We start from the raw sequence: 8,463 nt of genomic DNA, 5'->3' as shown, positions 1-8,463 counted from the left end.
GAGAACCGTAGTTTTTGCCCTCACCCTAAATCCCTCTCCCAAGTCTGGGAGAGGGACTTTGAAAACGTCACATTTTAGAATGAAATAGCCCTGATCCAACTTGAGTCTTGCTAAGTACACTAAAAACCAAAACTTGATCTGTTAATATTTCATTCAGCTTGGCTTTTCAAAAATAAAATATATAGACAAAAGTGGGTATATTACCCCACCACAAGATTAGATAAATTATTTTTTACCCCTGCAATACAAACAGGTACTTGATTTTTATTTCGTTTATTGCGTTTGTGTAATATAATTAAAATAAAATAGCAAGCTAATCCTCCTATGAATACCTTCTTGTATAACCAAAATCTGCCTACTGATTCGAGTGTGATTACAGAAGGCGAAGCTGAGGCTATAAAGCAACTTGAAAGCATACTTAATCAGGAAAATAGTCAACTGAAATTAGTCGCCGCAAACGACGAAAAAATGACTATTCCTGATTCTGTCCGTCGTGTATTACGTCAAGTAGTGCAAGCAATGGCATTAGGTAAAAATGTATCTATAGTTACATATAACCCAGAACTGACAACACAACAAGCGGCTGATTTGTTGAATGTATCACGTCCTTATCTGATTAAATTATTAGAGCAGGGTGAGCTTCCTTACATTCTGGTAGGAACTCATAGACGGATGAAATTTGAGGATTTAATCAAATATAAACAGGAAAGGGATACGAAACGTAGACAATTGCTAGATGAATTAATAGCTGAAAGCCAAGAGTTAGGATTTTATGAGTAGCGTGTTCTCATTATTTACTGAGTATTATGTATCGTGCTGTGCTAGATTCTTGTGTACTGTTCCCTATGTACTTGCGAGATACGCTATTGTGTATGTCTGAGGCTAGGTTATATGTACCACATTGGTCGCAAGAAATACTTGATGGCGCAACTCGTAATCTAGTAAATACAAGTAGACTCACAACTACCCAAGCTATGAGGCTGGAAGCGAGAATTAAAGATGCCTTTCCCACAGCACTAATCGTAGTTTCTGATAGTATTGTTCAATTAATGACAAATCACCCTAACGATCGCCATGTTTTGGCTGCTGCTGTGGTAGCTAAGGCTAATATAATTGTCACCTCAAATCTGAAGATTTTCCAGATCAGGATTTGACACCTTGGCAAATCAAAGCCAAATCTCCTGATGAGTTTTTAACTGAATTATATAATCTCTATCCGCAACAAGTGATTGGCGTATTACAACGACAGTCTCAAAGTCTCAAAAAGTCACCCATGAGTTTTTTTGAACTTTTAGAATTACTCATAGGACTTACGCAAAATTATGGAAAAACGAACCGCAAAGGACGCAAAGGACACGAAGTAATAAGAGTTTGAGGAGTTTTTGCGTAAGTCCTAACTCAGTAGAGAAGCACCAAGATTTACAAGCAATATTAAATCCCAAACTTGATAACCTAATCTGAACCACTAAATGTTACATCTAGTATCATTGAATGGGGAAAAACCAAGGTGAAAGCACAGGTATTTAGAGGCGTTAATCAACTCTCTTACGAAGATATCCCAGTTCCAACCCTAGAACCAGATGAAGTGCTGGTACAGGTGCGGGTTGTGGGGTTGTGTCAGTCAGATATTAAAAAAATTCGTTATCCACTTTATGAACCGCCGCGCATTTTTGGACATGAAACTGCCGGCACGATCGCAGCACTAGGCAATAATGTCAAAGGTTGGCAAGTTGGACAACGGGTAGCAGTGATGCACCACATCCCCTGTATGCGTTGCGCCTACTGCCTAAATGATAATTTTTCCATGTGCGATGTCTACAAAAACATCTCCACAACCGCAGGCTTTAACGCCAGTGGCGGCGGTTTTGCCGATTATGTCAAGGTTCCCGGACATATTGTCCAAAATGGCGGGCTAATTCCGATCCCGGATAATATCAGTTTTGAAGAAGCGAGTTTTGTAGAACCAACTAACTGCTGCTTGAAAGCTGTGAAAAAAGCCCAAATTGCCCCAGGACAAACTGTGTTAGTTACTGGTGCTGGGCCTATTGGGTTAATGTTTATCATGTTGGTGAAGTATTTTGGAGCAAAAGCGATCGCTACCGATTTACTACCCTCTAGAATTGAAAAAGCCTTGAGTGTCGGTGCAGAGGCGGCTTTTGATGCTCGCGATCCCGATTTACCAGCAAAAATTTCTGCGCTAACTGGTGGACTGGGTGTTGATATTACCCTGCTGGCTGTTCCTAGCGAGAAAGCTTTCTTTCAAGCACTTGATAGTACCCGCAAAGGTGGCAAAATATTATTTTTCGCGGAATTCCCCGATGAGGTGGAAATTCCGATTAATCCCAATATCCTCTACCGTCGAGAAATTGACTTGATAGGGAGTTATAGCTCATCTTATCGGCTTCAGAGTCTATCAGCGGATATTGTATTTAATCAGCGAATTGACGTACAAGCGTTGATTAGCGATCGCTATCCATTAAAAGATTTATCAGCAGCTGTGGAAGTTGCGATCGCACCCACACCGGATACTTATAAAATCTTAATTTATCCATAAAAGGGGGATGAGGGGGAATTATTCAAGTCTCCCCCTGCTCCCTCATCTCCCCCTGCTAACCCAAACAAAATGCTTATTACCCTAGTTGCAGTCGCCCTACTAGCCTTCTACGTCGCCTGGAATCTCGGAGCAAATGATGTTGCTAACGCGATGGGAACTTCTGTAGGTTCCAAAGCCGTTACCCTCAAACAAGCATTAATAATTGCTGGGATATTAGAGTTTACGGGTGCTGTGTTGTTTGGACATGAGGTAACGGAAACTCTCGCAACGAAAATTGCCAATCCCGCTTTATTCGCTGCTACACCCCAAATATTCGTTGTTGGGATGGTAACGGTGCTAATTTCTTGTGGTGTGTGGTTGCAAATTGCCACATCACGCGGTTTACCTGTATCCTCAAGTCATGCGGTTGTTGGTGCGATCGCTGGATTTAGTTGGGTAGCTTTAGGAGTAGGTGCAATTGATTGGTCATCAATAGGCTTGATTACTATTGGCTGGGTTTTAACGCCATTAATTAGTGGTGCGATCGCTGCTTTATTCTACAGTCAAATCAAGCACTGGATTTTAGATCAACCCAATCAGCTAGTGCAGTTACAAGAATGGATTCCCTGGTTGACTACTCTACTGCTAGGTGTATTTGGCGTAATTGTATTACCATCACTAACTCAACCGCTAACCAATTTTGTAATTGAGCTTGGTTTCAACATCCCCGCTCACGACATCCCACTGTTAACCGGTGCAGTAGCAGCAGTTGGACTCACAATCATTAGTTGGCGACAATTGGCAGATTTAGGGGAAATCGAGGAAAAATTTCCACCCCAGACTCAGGAATTACCATCAATCCAAAATCCTGTAGAAAGATTATTCGCCCGCTTCCAACTACTAAGTGCTTGCTTTGTCGCCTTTGCTCATGGTTCTAATGATGTGGGAAATGCGATCGCTCCTTTAGCTGCGATCGTCTACATCAATCGCACTGGTAGCGTACCTACAGATAGTATCACCATCCCCATTTGGATTTTAATCCTTGGTGGTGCTGGTATTGTTGGTGGTTTAGCTGTCTGGGGTAAAAAAGTCATCGCCACTATTGGCGAAAACATTATTGCCTTGCAACCTAGTAGTGGATTTTGTGCCGAACTTGCTACTGCTACCACCATCCTCATCGCCTCCCGATTAGGTTTACCAGTCTCCACCTCTCACGCTCTCGTCGGCGGTGTAGTTGGTATTGGACTAGTGCAAAATATCAAGTCGATTAAGTTTCAAACACTAAAAGGCATTGCCGCCGCATGGCTAATTACAATCCCCCTGAGTGCTGTCCTTAGCGCTGCCATCTTTAGCATCGCCCGGATTTTATTTCTCTAAGAATTATTAAGTAGATAAGTAGGTAGGCAAGATAAAACCAAACTATGTAATGAAAAGTAAAATCTCTGTATTTGGCTCGTAGTTGCGCTTTAGCGCTAAAGCGCAACTACGAGCAAGTGATGATTATTTGCGCCCATTTACTTAGTCGTAATTAAATAATTCGTAATTCGTAATAGAGCCTCCGGCACGCTGCGCGAACGTAATTCGTAATTCGTAAATTTTGTTTTGTAATGAAGAGTGCTGTTGTGGGGACGGTTTCCGACTCGCATTACAACGTGCGATTTAACCCCAATCGCATTACTTGCTTTTTTATTTAACCGGGGGACTTCAACCCACGGACATCTGTTAAGTATAAGAGCAAACCTCACCCTGCCTGCGCCTTCCCTCTCTTTAATAAGGAGAGGGATTGAGGGTGAGGTTTTATATTTAATTTGACCCACTTACTTAATATTTTCCTAACTTTTTGCTCTATTGCATCTACTCAAAGCAGAACCTCGACTGCAACAACGCCAAAAAAGGGGAGCATCCCGTCAGGTGCAAAAACCTTGATAGTCCTCATCTTCTAACCCCGAATCCCAAATGATGGGATTCGGGAAACTAGAATTATGTCTCCCCTCTCCCATATACGGGAGAGGGGCTGGGGGTGAGGGAAAATATTTAAGCCAAAATTGGGATGCTGCCCAAAAAAGCCTATTTTTGCAGAACTGCTGCTCATTCATTAGAATGTTGTGCAGGGGATAGCGTAACTTTGAATTTCCACAAAAAGATAATTCAATCTCAATTTAGAGATATAAACTGTCACACAAGTTACATTCCACACGAATTTACAGTTAATTTCGCAAGTCAGACAATTTTGTGGCAATAACGCACCCATCTGCAAGTCTTTGACAATTACTATTGGTAGCAAAACAACAAATATTTATTTGCAGCGAGATTTATTTAAAAGTAAAAATCTCATTAGCAAATAGTTGATCTAAATTAAACTGACCAAAACAAAAAAGGTTCGAGTTCAAGCGGCTTACAGCCATACGGACAATTCAAAATCTAAAATCGAATCACAAAATACTTGTCAATGCTCAAGAAAATACTGTGTATCAAGCAGTAGGACAAATTTAATGTTTTGCCAAGTTGTGTTCAGTATGACAGAATTACGTTGAAATGCGGAAGTGCTGTTAAAATTTTTAATTTATCTGACAAAATACAAGAATTAGTATGAGCGCCAATAAAGTGTACCAGAAGCAGCTTTATCGTCAAGGTGTTAGAGGTTAGAAGCTAATGGGGCGATTCGAGAAGCAACCAGAAAACCCGAGAGTCAGAGGCGAGCTATCCAGAGCAGCAGAAAATGCTCTTTGGGCTGTAGTTGAAGACTTAGAAAATCTTCAGCAGAGTGTCCTCAGAGGATTGCAGGAAGACGTAAAGCGGCTTCAGTCAGAAAAAAATCGGTTATCTGATGACATTCAAAGCTTGCTACAAGAAAAAGAGCATTTACAACAAGTGCGCCAAATTACTGAGCAGCAAGTGTTAATTCGGCAACTGGCAGAAGTTCTGGCAAAGCATATATCTTCACAACTGCAATCCTCTTTAGCAACTTTAGCTAACCAAACCGTAGAGGGCAAGTCTTACGATCAAGCTGCGCTTAAGTCGGCTGAAGTAAGCAGCAATGTAGTAGGTGAAATTAATGAAAAAGTCGAACACATGTTTGACAGCTTGGATGATACCGTTACTGTTACCTTTAACTCGCTGCAACAGGAACTGAAGAACTATCAAAGTAATCTTTCCCAACAGTTGTCACGGATGTACAGCCAGCAGCAGCAAGGGGAAACGATTTTGGCGGAGTTTGTTAATCGCCTGCATGGAGAACTAGAAAAAACTATAGAAGTTGCTTCACGCAAACCAGCAACAGCAGGTACACCTACTGTTTTACAATTTACCGAGCCAGAAAAAAATAGTTCTTTTGAGACATCCCCGCCACAGGTTGGCGAAGCAGTAAAAAATTCCCCTGAGCCAATTTCCCCCATTGCTAATAAATTTTCACCAAAGGACACGACATCAGAGCCGACTGTTGTTAAAGAAAACGGCGCAAACCCAATTTCTGCCCCTAGCAAAGACTTGTCCCAAAGGGAAACAACATCACAGCAGCCGGTTCTTAGAGAAAACGTCGCTAACATAATTTCTATCACCACTAAAGACTCGTCCCAAAAGGAAACGACATCAGAGCCGACTGTTGTTAGAGAAAACGGCGTAAACCCAATTTCTGTCCCCAACAAAGACTCTTCCCAAAAGGAAACGACATCAGAGCCGACTGTTGTTAGAGAAAACGGCGCAAACCCAATTTCTGTCCCCAACAAAGACTCCTCGCAAACGGAAACTAAATCAGAGCCAACCGTTGTTAAAGAAAACGCCGCCAACCTAATTTCTGTTCCCAGCCAAGACTTGTCCCTAACGGAAACTAAATCAGAGCCGAATCCTGCTGAACCAATTTCTGTCCTCAATAAAGACTTATCGGAAAACGAAACGACATCAGAACCCCCGACTGTATCTGTACCACAGCCGGAAGCAATACAACCTTCACGAAGGAGAAACGCTGCTGAATCCATTTCTCTCCTTCGCAGGAATGTGTCACAGAGCAAAGTTAAATCCCCGCCTTCTACTGCGGTAGAGCCGCAGCCAGAAGCAAAACCTCCACAACCCCGATCGCGCAATTCCTCTGGTGTATCGTCGCTCCAAATCGGTTTATTGTTGATTGTCTTATCCGCAGTGCTATCGTCGCTTTACAACGTAGCCATCAAGATAATTTTCCATGAAGGTTCCCAGATTTTTGGAGTATTAGAGGTAGAACGCTTGCTGCCGCCGACTTTGGGTAATACTTTCTTAATTTTGACCCTACGGTTTATGGTAGTAGTACCACTGCTGGTATTGTTATCTCCGATACTACACCCAACTTTATGGCAAGACTTAGAAAACTTGGCCGCTTCGGTTAGAGGAAATCCCACACCTGCTAATGCAGCTACCAAGCAGATTTTGCTGTTGTCAGTTGTGAGCGGCTGCTTTTTGTTTTTGTCTCAGGTTCTCATATACATTGCGATCGCTCAAGTCACAACTGGAATGGCGATCGCACTGTTCTTTATCTATCCGATGGTTAGTGGTTTATTGTCGTGGTTTCTGTTCCGCGATCGCCCTACCACATTTCGCATCAGTGCGATCGCCGCGATTTGCTGCGGTGAATTGTTGGTTTTGGGAGGTTCTCCCAGCCCAGGTATAGGTAATATTTCAATGGGAAGTAGCGCCGCCATTCTTTCCGGGGTTGCTTTTGCAGCCTATATAATTTTGACGCGGGTTTGTGCTAGCAAACTGCATCCCGTGACTTTTACTTTGATTAACTTCGCCACCATGTTGCTGTTGAGCTTTATCTGCTTGATGCTACCTTTACCAAGCGATTGGAACTTGGTAGTTGATCCCTCTAAGATGCTGGAACTGGTTTTAAGTGCATTTATTTTGGGTGTGTTGACTCTTGCGGGCTATTTGCTAAATAATGTTGGTATTAGTAAACTAGGTGGCTCGCGATCGGCACTCATCGGTGGTACCATCCCAGTTTTAACCGTGATTTTCGCTGGATTAATCATTCAAGAAAATTTGGATATTGTGCAAATTCTGGGAGTGTTGTTAGTAACCTTTGGCGCGGCTGCTTTCAGCTTTGAAACAATGCGAAATCAGGTTAAACCCTCTAGCCCCACCAATTAAATGACGATTTCAATCAGTTTAAGTGTGGTGGGAGGTAAAGTAGCTCCCATCACTCTGGGCATCAATCCTGACGCAAATACGCCTACATCTGTGACAAAACTTGATCCTCGGCTTCGTAAAAGTTGCCGGGGATCTCTGTTTTTACGAATAATTGACGACTGCTGTATAGGTGGAGATAACACTTAATACATGAGTCAGCAGTAATCAGAATAACTTGACTAGTAATATATTTTTAGAGATTTAGCCTGATACAGGTAGAGAAAACACGTATATATAAGCAGTATGAGTAGTACTGACTCAAGCAATTAAGCACGAGTGCCTTGCTCAAGCACGAGATTAGCAAGGAGTTAAGACCATTGCAGCCCGTTTTGGAACTAAGAGATCAAGAACTAGCAGAAGTATTTAGAGTAACCCGGTTTTTAAGCATGGTACACTCACTAAGTGGGCAAGAATAAATTAAACTATGTTAAGTAATGTAAAATTACTTAAATTAACTTTTAGTAGACCTTCAGACCTTAAAATAGGGCTAGAGGCGCTTACTAGAAACCTTTAATTATTCAGACCCACTTCCTTATTGTGTTTGGTGAGATGAAAGATTTATTTCTGTCAGTCTGTACTAGTGAATTTGGTCTGCGATCGCTCAGATACCTATAAAAAGAAGCTTATATCGTCGCTTGCTGCGGATTCTCTTCTTTTTATTTACATAATTCAACATCCGTCAAATATATAAAACAGGGAGTAAAAAATATACTTAAAAGTAGCCAATGAATTAGTTAAATCATAAAAAATTAAAATTATTTCATGAAAAAAAT

At 41.7% G+C, this 8,463-nt stretch carries 7 protein-coding genes; all 7 read left to right on the top strand.

Features of this window, described 5'->3' with window-relative positions:
* Positions 1-324 precede the first annotated feature (324 nt).
* The 7 genes from V7K73_RS25910 to V7K73_RS25880 all read left to right on the top strand — a co-directional run bounded on the left by V7K73_RS25910 (position 325) and on the right by V7K73_RS25880 (position 7,837).
* Complete coding sequence (locus tag V7K73_RS25910) at positions 325-780, top strand: helix-turn-helix domain-containing protein (RefSeq protein WP_334884346.1); 456 nt, start codon at positions 325-327, stop codon at positions 778-780.
* Positions 781-872: 92 nt separating this feature from the next.
* Positions 873-1,154, top strand: a complete 282-nt coding sequence (locus V7K73_RS25905; protein WP_334884344.1) for a hypothetical protein — start codon at positions 873-875, stop codon at positions 1,152-1,154.
* Positions 1,151-1,375 (top strand): hypothetical protein, encoded by a 225-nt coding sequence (locus tag V7K73_RS25900; protein ID WP_334884342.1) that lies wholly within the window; start codon positions 1,151-1,153, stop codon positions 1,373-1,375. Before V7K73_RS25905 ends, V7K73_RS25900 begins: the two co-directional genes overlap by 4 nt.
* Before the next feature lie 132 nt (positions 1,376-1,507).
* Positions 1,508-2,554 carry a zinc-dependent dehydrogenase gene (locus V7K73_RS25895; RefSeq protein ID WP_334884340.1) on the top strand — a complete coding sequence of 349 codons (1,047 nt, stop codon included), beginning with the start codon at positions 1,508-1,510 and terminating at the stop codon, positions 2,552-2,554.
* Between the two features lie 69 nt (positions 2,555-2,623).
* Entirely contained in the window at positions 2,624-3,910 is a 1,287-nt protein-coding gene (locus V7K73_RS25890) for an inorganic phosphate transporter (RefSeq protein ID WP_334884338.1), read from the top strand.
* A gap of 1,275 nt (positions 3,911-5,185) precedes the next feature.
* The gene (locus V7K73_RS25885) at positions 5,186-7,651 is read left to right on the top strand and encodes an EamA family transporter (protein WP_334884336.1); all 2,466 of its coding nucleotides are present in this window, start codon (positions 5,186-5,188) and stop codon (positions 7,649-7,651) included.
* Entirely contained in the window at positions 7,652-7,837 is a 186-nt protein-coding gene (locus V7K73_RS25880; RefSeq protein ID WP_334884334.1) for a hypothetical protein, read from the top strand.
* Positions 7,838-8,463: the final 626 nt, after the last annotated feature.

Source organism: Nostoc sp. (genome assembly GCF_036916975.1).
Taxonomy (GTDB): domain Bacteria; phylum Cyanobacteriota; class Cyanobacteriia; order Cyanobacteriales; family Nostocaceae; genus Nostoc.
The sequence above is the reverse complement of the archived record's forward strand: the minus strand, read 5'-3'. Positions and strand labels throughout refer to the sequence as shown.